The organism is Selenomonas bovis DSM 23594 (assembly GCF_000381005.1).
In the GTDB taxonomy this organism is placed as follows: domain Bacteria; phylum Bacillota; class Negativicutes; order Selenomonadales; family Selenomonadaceae; genus Selenomonas_C; species Selenomonas_C bovis.
Window position 1 is genome coordinate 55,307 of record NZ_KB908383.1, and the last position, 15,065, is coordinate 70,371.

Annotated in this window: 11 protein-coding genes and 1 riboswitch; of the genes, 10 read left to right on the forward strand and 1 reads right to left on the reverse strand. The window is 63.4% G+C overall.

Annotation, left to right across the window (positions count from 1 at the left end; all coding sequences use genetic code 11):
- Positions 1–309 precede the first annotated feature (309 nt).
- The 6 genes from F599_RS0104310 to F599_RS0104335 all read left to right on the forward strand — a co-directional run bounded on the left by F599_RS0104310 (position 310) and on the right by F599_RS0104335 (position 9,515).
- Complete coding sequence (locus F599_RS0104310) at positions 310–1,452, forward strand: DEAD/DEAH box helicase (protein ID WP_019542301.1); 1,143 nt, start codon at positions 310–312, stop codon at positions 1,450–1,452.
- Positions 1,453–1,539: 87 nt separating this feature from the next.
- Positions 1,540–2,892, forward strand: a complete 1,353-nt coding sequence (locus tag F599_RS0104315) for a hemolysin family protein (RefSeq protein WP_019542302.1) — start codon at positions 1,540–1,542, stop codon at positions 2,890–2,892.
- A gap of 131 nt (positions 2,893–3,023) precedes the next feature.
- The gene (locus F599_RS0104320) at positions 3,024–4,934 is read left to right on the forward strand and encodes an ABC-F family ATP-binding cassette domain-containing protein (protein WP_019542303.1); all 1,911 of its coding nucleotides are present in this window, start codon (positions 3,024–3,026) and stop codon (positions 4,932–4,934) included.
- Positions 4,935–5,055: 121 nt separating this feature from the next.
- The gene (locus tag F599_RS0104325; RefSeq protein ID WP_019542304.1) at positions 5,056–6,345 is read left to right on the forward strand and encodes a hexokinase family protein; all 1,290 of its coding nucleotides are present in this window, start codon (positions 5,056–5,058) and stop codon (positions 6,343–6,345) included.
- 112 nt (positions 6,346–6,457) lie between these two features.
- Positions 6,458–7,837, forward strand: a complete 1,380-nt coding sequence (gene rpoN / locus F599_RS0104330) for an RNA polymerase factor sigma-54 (protein WP_020700494.1) — start codon at positions 6,458–6,460, stop codon at positions 7,835–7,837.
- A 421-nt stretch (positions 7,838–8,258) separates the two neighbouring features.
- Positions 8,259–9,515, forward strand: a complete 1,257-nt coding sequence (locus F599_RS0104335; RefSeq protein ID WP_019542306.1) for an NAD(P)/FAD-dependent oxidoreductase — start codon at positions 8,259–8,261, stop codon at positions 9,513–9,515.
- A 260-nt stretch (positions 9,516–9,775) separates the two neighbouring features.
- Here F599_RS0104335 and F599_RS0104340 read toward each other — a convergent pair whose 3' ends face one another.
- Positions 9,776–11,017 carry an MFS transporter gene (locus F599_RS0104340; RefSeq protein ID WP_019542307.1) on the reverse strand — a complete coding sequence of 414 codons (1,242 nt, stop codon included), beginning with the start codon at positions 11,015–11,017 and terminating at the stop codon, positions 9,776–9,778.
- Between the two features lie 331 nt (positions 11,018–11,348).
- Positions 11,349–11,429: riboswitch (ZMP/ZTP riboswitch) on the forward strand.
- 226 nt (positions 11,430–11,655) lie between these two features.
- Here F599_RS0104340 and F599_RS0104345 point away from each other — a divergent pair.
- From F599_RS0104345 to F599_RS0104360, 4 genes are read left to right on the forward strand one after another with little or no spacing between them, the layout of a single operon-like run.
- Positions 11,656–11,847, forward strand: a complete 192-nt coding sequence (locus F599_RS0104345; protein ID WP_019542308.1) for a twin-arginine translocase TatA/TatE family subunit — start codon at positions 11,656–11,658, stop codon at positions 11,845–11,847.
- Between the two features lie 8 nt (positions 11,848–11,855).
- On the forward strand, positions 11,856–12,704 hold the full coding sequence (tatC, locus tag F599_RS0104350; RefSeq protein WP_156021932.1) for a twin-arginine translocase subunit TatC: 849 nt from the start codon (positions 11,856–11,858) through the stop codon (positions 12,702–12,704).
- 23 nt (positions 12,705–12,727) lie between these two features.
- A complete protein-coding gene (locus tag F599_RS0104355; RefSeq protein WP_019542310.1) occupies positions 12,728–14,203 on the forward strand; it encodes a menaquinone biosynthesis decarboxylase in 1,476 nt (491 codons plus the stop codon).
- On the forward strand, positions 14,200–15,051 hold the full coding sequence (locus F599_RS0104360; RefSeq protein WP_019542311.1) for a 4-hydroxybenzoate octaprenyltransferase: 852 nt from the start codon (positions 14,200–14,202) through the stop codon (positions 15,049–15,051). The genes F599_RS0104355 and F599_RS0104360 overlap by 4 nt, the downstream gene beginning before the upstream one ends.
- Positions 15,052–15,065 lie beyond the last annotated feature (14 nt).

The window sequence follows — 15,065 nt, forward strand, 5'->3', positions numbered from 1 at the left end:
GGGGGGAGGCAGGGGTGTGGCGGGACAGGGAAACGTGATAGAAAACATCGTTCGAGGCCGAACACCTCTTCCACCATCGCTGCGCTCGGCACCTTCCCCTGAGGGGAAGGATTGTGGGATGAGATTCTATTTTTTGTTGTTGCAGTGAACCTTTACCTTCCCCTCAGGGGAAGGGGGACCGCGAAGCGGTGGAAGAGGTGTGGCAGGGCAGGGGAGAGATTGCGCATGCTGGAGGCAGGACACGATATGTCCGAGTGGCGGACATTTTCATGTGGCTTCTGCTGGATTGATTAAGAAAGGAACACTTCCATGGAACAGACATTCACAGCACTCGGGCTGCCGGAGGCGCTCGCGGCGGCGCTCAGGGCGCAGGGAATCCTGACGCCGCTGCCGGTGCAGACGGCCGCTGTGCCGCGCCTGCTCGCGGGAGAGAATCTCCTCGTGCAGGCGCCGACGGGGACGGGCAAGACGCTTGCCTATCTCCTGCCCATCCTCGCGCGCCTCGATGCGGCGCTGCCGCAGGTGCAGGTCGTCGTGCTCGCGCCGACACAGGAGCTCTCCATGCAGATCGCGCGTACGGCGCGGGAACTCGCGCAGGCGGCGGGCATCCCCGTGCGCGTGCTCGGGCTCATCGGCGGCGCGAGCATCAAGCGGCAGCTGGAGAAGCTCAAGGAAAAGCCGCAGCTCGTCGTCGGCACGACGGGGCGCATACTCGAACTCGCGCAGAAGGGCAAGCTGAAGCTCTCAGGTGTGCGGTTGCTCGTGCTCGACGAGTTCGACCGGCTGCTCGACAAGCAGGGCGGCGAGGAGACGGCGGCGTTCGTACAGCGCCTGCGCCGGGAGGCGCCGGAGGCGCCGCACTACGCGCTCTTTTCCGCGACAGCGACGAAGCTCGCGTGCGAGCGGGCGGCATTCCTCGGCGCGCCGGTGCGCATCACGATCGAGGGTGCGGCGCATGTGCCGTCCACGATCCGTCACTACGCCGTCATGACGCCGTTCCGCGAGAAAGCCGAGCGCGTGCGGCGGCTCACGCGGCGGCTCGGCGTGCGGCGCGGCATCGTGTTCCTGGGCCGCGCGTTCGACGCGGAACGGACGCTCGCGAAGCTCCGCTACGATGGCGTGCGGGCGGAGGCGCTCGTCGGCACCGCGGACAAGATGGCGCGGCAGAAGGCCATCGCGGATTTCCGCCGCGGGCGCGTCACGCTGCTCCTCGCGACGGATGTTGCGGCGCGCGGGCTCGACCTCCCGGAGGTCGATACGGTATTCAACCTCGACCTGCCGGAGGACGCGCGCACTTATCTGCACCGCGCGGGCCGCACGGGGCGCGCGGGCCGGGAGGGGCGCGTCATCACGCTCGCGGACTATCGCGAGGCGGAGAAGCTCACGCGCCTTTCCCGCCAGCTCGGTTTTGACTTTTCGCCGCTCAAGCTGCAAAAGCAAGGGCGACGCTGAGTTGAATAAAAACGCGCGCAAAGGCCACATAGCAGCCATTGGTGCGCATCATTTTCCAGTGACATACACAGGGGGTAACTTACATCCATGGACATCGTGCCGATCCTCATGCAGCTCGTGCTCGTCGCGTTCCTCATTTTCATGAACGGGTTTTTCGTTGCGGCGGAGTTCTCCATCGTGAAGATTCGTCCGTCGCGCCTGGAGACGCTCATCCAGGAGGGGAATAAGCGCGCGGTTTACGCGAAAAAGCTCAGCGATCATCTCGACTCCTCGCTCTCGGTCACGCAGCTCGGCATCACGCTCGCCTCCCTCGGCCTCGGCTGGGTCGGCGAGCCGGCCGTCGCGACGCTCATCCTGCCCGTCACGCAGGCGCTCGGACTCGCGGACGCCGTCGGGCACACCGTCGCGCTCGCGCTCGCGTTCGCCATCATCACGGGCGGCCATATCGTGCTCGGCGAGCTCACGCCGAAGACGATGGCCATCCAGAGCGTCGAGAAAATCGTGCTGACGGTCGCGCTGCCCATGCTCATCTTCGAGCGCGTCATGTATCCGTTCGTCTGGCTGCTCAACCATGTCGCGAACTGGGTCGCGCACCGGCTCGGCTTCGAGACGGACGGCGACGGCGAGGAGGCGCACACGGAGGAGGAGATCCGCCTGCTCATGGAGGAGAGCTACAAGCAGGGGCTCATCGACGACACGGAGGCGGACTTCGTCGACAACGTCTTTGACTTCACCGACCTCAATGTGCGCGAGATCATGACGCCGCGCACGGACATGGTCTGCCTCGACCTCAGCGACGATCTCGACACGAACCTCCATATCATCTTCGAGGAGCAGCTCACGCGCTATCCGCTCTGCAAGGAGGACAAGGATCATATCGTCGGCTTCCTGCATGTCAAGGATCTCATGAAAGCGCTCTACACGACGCCGGGCCGCCGCGTGAGCCTGCGCCGTCTCGCGCGCAAAGCGCTCGTCGTGCCGGACAGCATGGATGTGAGCGTGCTCCTCAAGACCATGCAGAAAAAGCGCGCGCAGATGGCCATCGTCGTCGACGAGTACGGCGGCACGGCGGGCATGGTGACGCTCGAAGACATCGTCGAGGAGATCGTCGGTGACATCCAGGACGAGTTTGACGAGGAGCGGCCGACCGCGGAGCAGCGCGCGCCGCGCATCTTCTCCGTCGACGCGAAGATGCTGCTCGAGGAGCTCGAGGACATCCTCGAGATCGACATCGACGACGTGGAGGTCGACTCCGTCGGCGGCTGGCTCTACGCCCAGCTCGGCACAGAGCCGCGCATCGGGCAGATGGCGGCTTACCGCGGCCATATCTTCTACGTGGAGGAGGTCGACGGCGTGCGCATCACGCGCGTGCTCATCCACCGCGCGGGCGACCTCGCGGAGGAGCATGACGAGATCGTGGGCATCGACGGAGCGTTTTGAGGTGCCAAGCGTTTCCCGACGTTCCTTTTCACTTGGAAAGAATTTCTCTATCCAGACTAGGATTTTTCCCTTAAACAAGCTATAATGATAAAGATGGCGACAAAAGCGCGCCAGTCAAGGTGACCAAGCAAATGATTCTGACACTCGAAAATTTCACGAAGAGCTACGGCGAGAAGCTGCTCTTCTCAGGCGTCGATCTCAGCCTCGCCGCGGGCGACAAGGTCGGCATCGTCGGCGTGAACGGCACGGGCAAGAGCACGTTCCTCAAGGCGGTCGTGGGGCTCATCCCCGTGGACGCGGGCACGCGCGTCACGCAGAAAGGCCTGCGCATCGAGTACCTCGCGCAGGACAAAGTGTTCGATGCGGAAAAGACCGTGCTCACGGAGGTGTTCCGCGGCGGCTCGCCGCTCATGCAGGCGCTCCGGGACTACGAGCTCGCGGCGGCGCGGCTCGCGCAGGCTCCTGACGATGAAGCCGCGCAGGCGTCTATCGCGCGCAGCACGGAGGCCATCGACGCCCACGACGGCTGGCAGCTCGAGAGCACGGCGAAAGCGGTGCTCATGCGCCTCGGCATCACGGATTTCACGGCGAAGGCGGGCACGCTCTCAGGCGGCCAGCAGAAGCGCCTCGCGCTCGCGACGGCGCTCGTGCAGCCCGCCGATCTGTTGCTGCTCGACGAGCCGACAAACCACCTCGACAGCGAGACGATCGCCTGGCTCGAGGAGTATCTCGCCGCGCGCAAGGGCGCGCTGCTCATGGTCACGCACGACCGCTATTTCCTCGATCACACGGCGACGCGCATCCTCGAGCTCGACAAGGGCCGTTCCTACACGTACACGGGCAATTACTCCGCGTTTCTCGAGCAGAAAGCGGCGCGCATCGAGCGCGAGCAGGCGAGCGAGGCGAAGCGGCAGAATTTCCTCCGGAACGAGCTCAAGTGGCTGCGCCGCGGCGCACAGGCGCGCTCGACGAAGCAGAAAGCGCGCATCGCGCGCTACGAAGCAGTGAAAAACGAGACGCCCGACCTCGACCGCGCGGCGGTAGAGATCGGTCTCAAGGGAAGCCGCCTCGGCCGCACGGTCATCGAGCTCGATCATGTGAGCTATGAGGCGGACGGGCGCACCATCGTACGGGACTTTTCCTATACGGTGCTGCGCCATGACCGCGCCGCCATCCTCGGACGCAACGGCACGGGCAAGACGACGCTCCTGGACCTCATCGCGGGGCGCAGGACGCCGACGCGCGGTACGGTCACCATCGGCCAGACGGTGAAGATCGGCTATTTCACGCAGCGTGCCGCAGAGATGGATGAGCGCCTGCGCGCCATCGAGTACATCGAGGAGGCGGCGCATGCCATCACCCTCGCGGACGGCTCGCGCATCAGCGCTTCGCAGCTCATGGAGCGGTTCCTGTTCCCCGGCAGCCTGCAATGGACGCCGATCGCGCGCCTCTCAGGCGGGGAGAAGCGCCGCCTCTACCTGCTGCGCATACTCATGGAGGCGCCGAACGTGCTGCTGCTCGATGAGCCGACGAACGACCTCGACCTCGAGACGATGGCGGTGCTCGAGCAGTTCATCGACGACTTCGACGGCGCGATCCTCTTCGTCTCGCACGACCGCTTCTTCGTCGACCGCCTCGCGGACAAGGTGTTCGTCTACGAGCCGGACGGCAGCCTGCGCATGTACCCGGGCGGCTATACCTACTACAAGGAAAAGGCGGCGGAGGAGCAGGCAGCGCTCCCCGCAGCTGCGGAGAAGCCTGCGCCCGCAGCGGAGAAAGCCGCCGCGCCGCGCGCGAAGACGCGCCCTGCAGCCCCGAAGCTCACGTTCAAGGAGCAGAGGGAATACGCGCAGATCGAGGGCGTCATCGCGAGCAAGGAGGGCGAGCTCAAGGTCGTGCGCCTGCAGATGGAGCAGAATGCCTCTGACTACGGGCGGCTCGCGGAGCTCGGCCGCGAGGAGCAGCGCCTCGCATCCGAGCTCGACGGCCTCATGGAACGCTGGGCGTACCTTGAGGAGATCGCCGAGGCGCAGCAGGACTAGCAGGACTCAGCGAGATGGATGTTCCCGGGACCTCCCGGGATGCCGATAGAGCGCCGGCAGGCGTCTGCCATGACGGCGCGGACAACCCATACACACATACAAGGGAAAAGGAGAATGTATCATGTCGTTTGACAAGAACCAGTTCGAGGGCATCCTCAAGGATTTCACGATCGACAGCGATGAGCTCAAGACCATCGCGGCTGATTTCCGCTACGACCTCAAGAAAGGGCTCAAGGATCCCGCGGAGAGCTCGCTCAAGATGCTCAAGTCGTACATCGGCCTGCCGACGCGCCAGGAAAAGGGCGAGTATCTCGCGCTCGACTTCGGCGGCACGAACGTGCGCGTGCTGCTCATCCGCCTCGAGGGCGACGGGAAGTTCGAGGTGCTCCGCAAGGTTGCGAAGCCGCTCGTCGTGCCCGGCTCCTATAACTACATCGCCGCGGACGCCACGGCGGAGCAGATGTTCGACTTCATCGCCGGTCTCGTAGAGGAGGCCGTGGAGGGCGACCATGCGAAGCAGTATTTCCTCGGCCATACGTTCTCCTTCCCCTCATCGCAGACGAACCTCTACAACGCGAAGCTCATCACCTGGACGAAAGAGTTCGCGACGCCGGGCGTCGAGGGCGAGGTCGTCAACGACCTGCTCAAGGCGGCGCTCCACCGCAAGGGCCTCGACAACGTCGAGCCGACGGCCGTCATCAACGACACGGTCGCCGTCCAGCTCGCGGCCGCCTACAAGCATGACAACGTGAACATCGGCTGCATCTACGCGACAGGCCACAACACCTGCTATCTCGAGCCGTTCGCGGACAAGGCGGAGCAGCCGATGATCCTGAATCTCGAGTCGGGCGGCTTCAACCGCCTCGCGCCGGGCCGGTTCGATGTCGCGCTTGACGAGCGTTCTGAAAAGCCGGGCGAGCAGCGCCTCGAGAAAATGGTCTCGGGCCGTTATATGGGCGAGCTCTTCGGTATGGCACTCGCGGAGCTCCTCGGCGAGGCCGGCAAGGAATACGGCTTCACGAGCATCGACATGTCCGCCATCATGGAGGATGAGAGTGAGGATTGCGCCGCCATCCGCGCGCTCGTCGCGAAGAAGACGGGCCGCGACATCGCGGCGGCGGACGCCTCGCTCGTGCAGGATCTCGTGCTGCGCATCGTGAACCGCTCGGCGCGCCTCGTGGCCGCGAGCTTCGTCGGCATCCTCTGGCAGCTTGAGGGTGAGGGCATTGAGCAGCCTCAGACCATCGCCGTCGACGGCTCCGTCTACGAGAAGATGCCGCACGCGAAGGAGAACCTCGAAAAAGGTCTCTCCGAGCTCCTCGGCGCAGACGCGGCCAAGGTCGAGACCGTCCTCGAGAACGGCGGCTCGGGCCTCGGCGCCGCCATCGCGGCAGCGGTGAGCCAGAACTGAGCTGCGCCGCAGAACGCAGAACAACATAGGAAACGCGAATGACCTCAGGCGCGGCAATGCACGGCGCGAAACGAGGACAGAGGCATTTCCATAAGTAAGGATCAGAAACCGTATGGAACAGTCACAAGCGCTTCAGGAAAATCTTTCTCAGCACCTCGCGATGACGATGAAGATGCAGCAGGCCATCAAGATCCTGCAGCTCTCCGCGCAAGACCTCCGCGGCGTCATCGAGAAGGAATACCTCGAGAATCCCGCGCTCGAAATCGACTACGACCGTGCGGTTTCTTTTGCTGAGACGGGCAAGAGCGAGCAGGCGTACCGCGCGGAGGATATCTCGGCGCTCGCCGCCTATCTCGGCGGCTCCGACCGCGGGGACGAGGCGGGAACCGCCGAGGCGGAGAAGAATCCCGTCCTCGCGCGCCCCGCGAGCCGCACCCTCGAGGCGGAGCTCATGGAGCAGGCCGCGTTCGCCTATCCGGCGGGCAGGGAACGGGAGCGTGCCGTTGCCGTGTTCCTCATCGGCTCCCTCGACGGGAGCGGCTATCTGCGCGTACCGCTCGCGGAGGCGGCGCGCGCGACGCAGGTGAGCGGGGCGGAGGCCGAGGCGGTGCTCGAGGTCCTCCAGACCTTCGAGCCCGCGGGCGTCGGCGCGCGCGACCTCGCGGAGTGCCTGCGTCTGCAGGCCGTGCGGCGCGGCATCTACGAGGGGCTCGTCGCGCATCTCATCGACCGCCATCTCGACGCGATCGCTGCGGGCGCGGTCAAGGAGATTGCGGCCGCGGAGGGCGTGCGCCCCGCAGATGTGCAGCTCGCCGTTGACATCATCCGCACGCTGAACCCGAAGCCGGGCGCGGCCTACGGCACGGAGACGCCCGGCTACATCACGCCGGACGTCATCGTGCGCCGTCAGGGCAGCGGCTACCGCGTCGAGCTCAATGACGAGGGCGTGCCGCAACTGTGCATCTCGAAGCTCTACCAGCACGCGGAGGGGCTCGACAGCGAGACGCAGGCCTACATCAGCGGGCGCTTCCGCGCGGCGCTCTGGCTCATCAAGAGCATCGAGAGCCGCCGCACGACCATTCGCCGTGTCGTCGAGGAAATCGTGCGCCGCCAGCGCGCCTGCATCGAGCAGGGGCCGGCGGCCCTCGTCCCCATGACGATGCAGGAGGTTGCGGACGCCATCGGCGTGCATGAGTCGACGGTGAGCCGCGCGGCCGCGGGGAAATACGTCGAGCTACCGCGCGGCATCGTGCCGATAAAGTCGTTCTTCACTGCGAATCTCGCCGCGGGCGGCGCCGCGGCATACAGCGCCGTGCAGGTCAAGCGCGAGCTCGCCGCGCTCATCGAGGGGGAGAACCCCGCGAAGCCGCTCTCCGACGCGAAGCTCGCGAAGCTCCTCGAGGAACGCGGCTGCGCCGTCTCGCGACGTACCGTCGTCAAGTACCGCGAGCAGCTCGGCTACGCGTCCAGCGTCAAGCGCAAGCGCTACTGAGTATATATCCTGCGGAACATAACCGCTGCTCCCTGTGCAGCCGCTGAGTACCCTATGCCCGGCGGCTGCATTTTTATACCACCTGGATGGAGATGCGGCGCGCATCCCGCATTTTGTGAGTGGGAACGGAGGGCAGGAGGAGCCACTGATTGTTATTCTTTTCACTTATTATTATCGAGTTTACACAATAGATGGGATAAAACAATTATCTTTTGTAAAAGTGTAAAATTTTGCTTGCAAAAAAAGCCAAATGTGCTAATATAGGGTTCGTTGAGAGACATACAAGCCAGTCAGAACGCATCGGCAGCTGCAATTCATGCAGGAGGGGCGTCGGTGCGCTGGGAAACGCGCTGAGAAGATCAGCGTTTCTTTTCCCAAAGGAAAGTTACAAAATTCACGAAAGCCAGGGAGATGTTTATCCATGTCAGAGAAGAAGCCGCATATCGTGATTGTTGGTGCCGGATTCGGCGGGATCAAGCTCGCGCAGACGCTCGCGAAGGAGGATGTCGAGATCACGCTGGTGGATCGTCACAATTTCCACCTGTTCCAGCCGCTCCTCTACCAGGTTTCGACCGCCATCCTCTCCGAGGATGAGATCGCGTACCCAGTTCGCGCTTATTTCCGCAAGAATCAGAACGTCGAGTTCTTCATGGCGAAGGCGCAGGGCGTCGATCAGGCGCGCCGCGTGCTGCTCACGAACCATGGTGAGGTCCCGTACGACTACCTTGTGCTCGCGGCAGGCTCCACGACGAACTTCTTCGGCATGGAGACGGTCGAGCGCAATTCCTACGGCATGAAGACGCTGCAGGAGGCGCTGCATATCCGCAACCATGTGCTCCACATGTTCGAGCGCGCGAATAAGCGCGAGGACAGCGAGGAGGAGCGCCGCCGCATGCTCACGTTCGTCGTCGTCGGCGGCGGCCCGACGGGCATCGAGGAGGCGGGCGCCATCGCGGAGCTCGTCGACATCCAGCGCAAGGAGTTCCACCGCCTCGACTTCAGCGAGGTCAGCGTCAAGCTCATCGAGGCGACGGGCCACGTGCTGCCAATGCTCACGCAGGACATGCAGGACGAGGTCATCCGCGTGCTTGAGAAAAAGGGCGTCGAGGTGCTGCTCAACACACAGGTCGTCGACAATGACGGCAATACGCTGCGCCTCAAAGACGGCTCGTCTATCCCGACGAAGACCGTCATCTGGGCGGCCGGCGTCAAGGCCGTGCCGTTCATCGCGAACTGCGGCGGCGAGGTCGACCGCGGCGGCCGCATCGTCGTTGACGAGCATCTGCGCGTCGAGGGCAGCGACCGCGTGTTCGCCATCGGCGACTGTGCGCATTTCCAGCACGGCACGGAGCGCCCACTCGCGACGGTTGCGCCAGTCGCCACGCAGGGCGCGCTCGTCTGCGCACGCAACATCGTGCATCTCCTGCACGGCGAGACGCAGCTCGAGACTTTCCAATACAAGGACATGGGGACGATGGCGACCATCGGTCGCGGCCGCGCTGTCATCGAGAACGGCAGCTTCAAGATGAAAGGACTCCTCGCCTGGTTCGCCTGGATGTTCGTCCATCTCCTCCGCCTCTCCGGCGCGCATACGAACATCACCGTCTGCCTCAAGTGGTTCTGGAACTTCGTCTCCGGCCTGCGTCTCGGCCGTATCATCACGAACATCGAGCTCTGAACGGGCGACGAAGTTTGAGAGCCCTGCATGCGCAGCGAAAATGCGGCAAAGTGCGGGAAAACAGCATAGATTCTGGCTCATCCAGCAGGATGGGCCTGTTTTTGTGAAAAAAAGCAGGGAAAATATCTGTGCGGAATATTTTTGCAAGGCTGACGGGCAAAGAAATACAGCAGCAAAAAAGGAACCGCGGATAGATTCAACGGTTCCTTCTTGCTGATGTGTTTGTCTGTATGGGAAATGAAATGGAGGAGATTCGTGTGTCAGGCGAGCTCTTCCTCGAGCTCCTCCTCGAGCTCCTCCTCGTCAGTATCCACTACGACGGCATCGCGGCGGCGTGCGTAGAGGAGGTAGTAGAGCGCGCCGCAGCCGACGGCGGCGAAGCCGACGGCAGAGTAGATGCCGGAGAAGCCGAGCGACTCCTTGAAAGCGCCGAGCATGTAGGGGCCGACGCCGAGGCCGAGATCGAGCGCGACGAAGTAGGTCGAGACGGCGACGCCTACGCGCATCTCCTCGACGAGTTTGACGCAGATGGCTTGGCCGTTCGACATGAAGGTGCCATAGCCGAGACCGACGAAGACGCCGGCGAGCAGCATCATCCAGCTCGAGGTGGTGATGGAGAGCAGGAGCAGGCCGCCCGCGAGGCAGGCGTAGGTCGGATACATGACGAAGTCTTCCCCTTTGCGGTCGAAGAGGACGCCGGCGACGGGGCGCGCGACGGTGACGGCGAGCGCGTAGACGACGAAGAATAGGGTGCCGGCGGTCATGAGATTGAGCTCCGCCGCGTAGGAGGCGAGGAAGCTCAGCACGCTCGAGTAGCAGACAGCGACGGCGAACGCGACGATGGAGATGGCCGTGACTTTCGGCTCGAGGAAGTTCGCGAGGTGGAACTCGCGCAGCGCCGCGCGGTGCTCAGGCGTGAGTTCCATCTCCTCGACGTGCATGACAGTGACGGACGCGAGGCAGACGAGAATCATCGCGATGCAGAAATAGATGATGTCGCGGAACGGTAGGACCTGCTGCATGAGCATGCCGATGAAGGGGCCGATGGCGGCCGCGAGGCTCATCGAGAGCGCGTAGTAGTTGATGCCCTCGCCGCGGCGCTCCGCGGGGATCATCGTCGAGACGATCGTGCTCGTCGCCGTCGAGGCGATGCCGTAGCCGATGCCGTTGAGGCAGCGCACGAGGAAGAGCAGTGCGAGCGAGTCGATGGCGAAGTAGAGGAACGTCGTCGCGAGGTAGAAGAGGATGCCCGCGTAGAGCATGCGCTTGCGGCCGTAGAGCTCGATGGAGCGTCCCGCGAAGACGCGCGCGAGCAGTGTGCCGAGGATGAAGATGCCCGACGCGAGGCCGGCTTCGCTCATGGACGCGTGCAGCGAGCGGATGGCCTCGGAGGCGATGATGACCATGAGCATGTAGTAGATGATGTAGATGAGGAAATTGACCAGGGTATCGAGCAGGAACCCCTTGGTCCACAGGCGTGGTTTCTGAGCCGTGTCTGTCATTTTCTGAATCAACGACCTTTCTAAAGATGAATCCGGGGGCGCGTGGTATGTGCCGCGCGCCTGATGAGTATGAGACGGTTAACGATTATACGAGCCTTGTGTGTGTTTGTAAAGGGCGTCAGGGGAATTTCCTGCAAAAAGGGAAAACGCCGCGCGACAGGGAAAAAGAACAGGAAGAACGTGCGCGTGATTGCAGGAAAAGGAAAGGCTGGCTTCCCGCGGTGCGGCGAAGGGCGGCAGCGCTGGCGTTTCTTTGCCGCCGCCGGCATCAAAAAGAAACGCTTGACGCGGCGCGCGCGAACCGATATACTAAGGGCAGAAAAACGAAGAGAAGCAGCCGCGGGGCTGACGGAAGTGGAATCGACCACATGCCGCGCGGGTGTCGTGAATGCCGACCGTCTGGGCACAGAGATGTCCGGACGGTCGGTTTTTTGATGGTGCTTTTGCTGAGACGGGGAACGTCCGTGCGGCGGACCGCGGTCCTTATGCGCAGGAGCGCTAGCGCCTGCGCGCGCGGCACTTTCGCACGGCGCATTTGTTGAGATTTCCCCTGCGGCCCTGTATAATAGAGAGGTAGTTTTCACGCTGGCGCGCGGGCGGGAGGTCTGCCGCGCGCCGCTTTGACAGGAGGAAAAGATATGTTTCATTTAGGTGTTCCCGAGCTGCTCGTCATTCTCGTCATCGCGCTCGTGCTGTTCGGCCCGGGCAAGCTGCCTGATGTCGGCAAGGCGCTCGGCAAGAGCATCCGCGAGTTCAAGGCGGCAAGCTCTGAGGAGGAAAAGAAGACCATCGATGTCGCTGAGAAGTCCGACAAGACGGAGAAAAAATGAGCGGCGGTATGACAGAGGAAAGAGAAGTGCCGGAGGAGGCAGCCGCCGCATCTGTCCAGGGGACGGCGACGGAGCGGCCGACAGCGGCGCCGGAAGAGGCGCCGGCTGCGGAGGCAAAGGCGGCGATAGAGACTGCGGCCGCGCCGCCGGAGGAGCCTGAGGATGACGGCAGCATGTCGCTCATCGCGCATCTCACGGAGCTGCGCGCGCGCCTCATCAAATGCCTCATCGCCGTCGCGCTCGGCAGCTGCGTCGGCTACTATTTCCTCGATGAGATCATGCATTACCTCACGCTGCCGGCGGGCAAGCTCTACTACATGCAGCCGTCGGAGGCGTTCTTCACCTATCTGAAGGTCGCGATCGCGGCGGGGTTCCTGCTCGCGCTGCCGGTGATCTTCTACCAGGTCTGGCGGTTCTTCCTGCCGGCGCTCACGCGCGCGGAGCGCATGGTGCTCGGCCTCATCGTGCCGTCGTCCGTGCTGCTCTTTTTCGGCGGGCTCGCGTTCTCGTTCTTCCTCGTGCTGCCCGCGGCGGTGCAGTTCTTCATGGGGTTCGGCAACGCGGAGCTCGAGGCGCTCTTTTCCGTCGACAAGTATTTCGATTTCGTCATCTGGTTCGTGCTGCCGTTCGGCTTCGTATTCGAGCTGCCGCTCATCATCGTCATCCTGGCGAAGCTCGGCATCCTCGGCTCGGCGTTCCTGCGGAAGTACCAGCGCATCGTCATCTTCCTCGCGTTCGTCATCGCGGCCATCATCACGCCGACGCCGGATGTGTTCACGCAGTCGATGATCGCGTTGCCGATGATCGTGCTCTATGAGATCGGCTATCTCATCGTCCGCTATATCATGCGGAAATAAGCTCATGTATGGGAGGAAACATTTTGGCATATAAGGATTTACGCGAGTTCATCGCGGCGCTCGAGGCGCGCGGCTGGTTGCGCCGCATCGCCGAGCCCGTGGACTGCTACCTGGAGATCACGGAGATCACGGACCGCGTGTCGAAGCTCGAGGGCGGTGGCAATAAGGCGTTGCTTTTCGAGCATGTGAAGGGCTACGATATGCCCGTGCTCATGAACGCGTTCGGCAGCTACGAGCGCATGGCGCTCGCGCTCGGCGTCGAGAAGCTCGACGATGTGGGGGACGAGATCCGCGAGATCCTGCGCCTGCCGTATATCTCGCTCGCGCATAAGATGGATGTCGTGTCGCTGCTGCCGCTCGCGAAGAAGGCAATCAATTTCCCGAAGTATGTGAAAAAGGCGCCGTGCCAGGAGGTCGTGGAGGAGACGGTCGACCTCGACAAGCTGCCGATCCTCACCTGCTGGCCGCAGGACGGCGGGCCGTTCATCACGCTGCCGCTCGTCTTCACGAAGAATCCGACGACGGGGAAGCGCAACGTCGGCATGTACCGCCTGCAGAAATACGACAAGCAGACGACGGGCATGCACTGGCACATCCACAAGAACGGCGCGGATAATTTCCGCGATATGAAGGCGGCGGGCGGCGAGAAAATCGAGGCCGCCGTCGCCATCGGCGCTGATCCCGTGCTCACGTACGCCGCGACGGCGCCGTTGCCGCGCGATATCGACGAGATGGTGTTCGCGGGCTTCCTGCGCCATAAGTCAGTCGAGATGGTCAAGTGCAAGACGGTGGATCTCGAGGTGCCGGCGGGCGCGGAAATCGTGCTCGAGGGCTATGTGCGCACGGACGAGATGCGTCGCGAGGGGCCTTTTGGCGACCATACGGGCTACTACTCGCTCGCCGACGACTATCCCGTGTTCCATGTGACTTGCATCACGCACCGCAAGGATCCCATCTACGCGGCGACCATCGTGGGCAAGCCGCCGATGGAGGACTGCTACCTCGCGAAGGCGACGGAGCGCATCTTCCTGCCGCTCATGCAGCAGATGCTGCCGGAGATCGTCGATATCAACATGCCGCTCGAGGGCGTGTTCCACGACTGCTGCGTCGTCGCCATCGACAAGCGCTATCCGATGCAGGCGCGCAAGGTCATGCACGCGCTCTGGGGCATGGGACAGATGATGAACGTCAAGATGATCATCGTCGTCGACAAGCATGTGAACGTGCAGGATATGAAGGAGGTCTGGTGGCGCGTGTTCAACAACATCGACGCGAAGCATGACCTCGAGATCGTCGAGGGGCCGCTCGATGTGCTCGATCATTCCTCGCCGCTGGCGAAGTGGGGCGCGAAGCTCGGTATCGACGCGACGAAGACGTGGCCGGAGGAGGGGCATACGCGCCCCTGGCCGGATGAGATCACGATGACGGACGAGGTGCGCGCGCGCGTCGACGCGCTCTGGCCGCGGCTCGGCCTCGAGGGAGAGGGGGGCGCAAAGTGATCAGCATCCGTGCGCATCTCAACAACATCGCGTTGCATCATACGGTGTTCGATCTGCCGTTCGCGTTCATCGGCGCGCTGCTCGCGGCGGGCGGGCGGCCGCGCCTCATAGATATCCTCTGGATCGCCGTCGCCATCACGACGGCGCGCGCGGCGTCGCTCGCCATCGACAACTGGGCGGACCTCAAGTACGACAGCCAGCAGCCGCGCATGGCGGGCCGCGCGATGGTGCGCGGCGCGATCTCGAAGCGGGAGGCGGGCGTATTCATCGCGCTCTGCTTCCTCATCCTCATCTACGCGGTGCTGCAGCTCGCGCCCATCTGCATCTATCTGCTGCCGCTCGCGGCGCTGCCCTGCGTCGTCTACCCATTCACGAAACGGTTCACGGGCTACTGCCACCTCATGCTCGGCGTCGCCATCGCCATGGCGCCGGCGGGCGGCTGGGTGGCCGTCGGCGGCGAGGTGCTGAGTGTGCCGCTCGCCGTGCTCTGCGTGGGCGTCATGCTCTGGATGGCGGGGTTCGACGCGATGTACGGTGCGCAGGACCGGAAGTTCGACCTTGCGCACGGGCTCCATTCGCTCGCGACGGAGAACGGCGTGAAGAACGCGTTCGGCATCGCGCGCATCTACCATCTGCTGGCCGTCGTCTGCTTCTTCGACCTCGGCGTGCTCATGCACCTCGCCTGGCCGTATTATGCAGGCGTAGGTATCGCGGGAGGGGTGCTCGTCTATCAGCACCGCATCCTGCGCTGGAATGATTTTTCCCAGCTCAACCAGCGCTATTTCATGCGCAACGGGCTGGTTTCCGTCGTCATGTTCCTCTGCACCTGGGCCAGCTACCAGGTCTGAGACAGGGAGAAAGG